The sequence below is a fragment of the Vibrio owensii CAIM 1854 = LMG 25443 genome (assembly GCF_000817815.1).
Taxonomy (GTDB): Bacteria; Pseudomonadota; Gammaproteobacteria; order Enterobacterales; family Vibrionaceae; genus Vibrio; species Vibrio owensii.
This window is the reverse complement of record NZ_JPRD01000087.1, coordinates 1-764: the sequence shown is the minus strand read 5'-3', so window position 1 is coordinate 764 and position 764 is coordinate 1. Positions and strand designations below refer to the sequence as shown.

Genomic DNA, 764 nt, shown 5'->3' with positions numbered 1-764 from the left:
TTATTGAAGCGGAATGCTGCACAGATCATATTCATATGTTTTTAGAGATACCACCGAAGATGAGTGTTTCCTCGTTTATGGGGTATTTGAAAGGAAAAGTAGCCTGATGCTCTATGAGCGATTTGGAGATTTGAAGTTTAAGTACAGGAATCGAGAATTTTGGTGTCGAGGGTATTATGTAGATACGGTAGGAAAAAACACCGGCAAGATACAAAGTTACATAAAGCACCAACTAGAGCAGGATAAAATGGGAGAGCAATTGTCGATCCCACATTCAGGTAGCCCGTTTACGGACCGCAAGAAATAGTCATATGCAAATGTCAGATCACTACGCGCCTGCTAGGGCGCTGCCAGTAGGAGAGCCTTATAGGCGCATATGAAAAACCACCGGCTATGCCGGTGGATAATTTTTTGAATAGTGAGTATCACCTACGAAGTAAGAAGCCAGATATGGTAAAGCAAGAGTTATGGGGAATCTTATTAGGCTACAACTTGCTTAAATATCAGATGGTTAAGATGTCTCAAACAATAGAAGGTCTTCAGCCAAATCAACTTAGTTTTACATCTTGTTCGCTCGCGATAATAAACATGCTGTATACGATGTCGTTAAATAGCGCAGGTAACATTCCGAGAACTATCGCTTCGTTACATGCAAATACTGCACATTATATTTTACCTCCGAAACGAGAGGATAGGAGGTACCCAAGAGTTCTCCGTTACAAATCAGCAAAGTATCCAATCTGGAAAAAGAGTTATGCCAGTCA

2 pseudogenes are annotated in these 764 nt (G+C 41.0%); both read left to right on the top strand.

What is annotated here, in order from left to right:
* Positions 1 to 307, top strand: a pseudogene (tnpA, locus tag H735_RS29100) (IS200/IS605 family transposase); the annotation flags it as partial.
* Positions 308 to 450: 143 nt separating this feature from the next.
* Positions 451 to 764, top strand: a pseudogene (locus H735_RS31805) (IS4 family transposase); the annotation flags it as partial.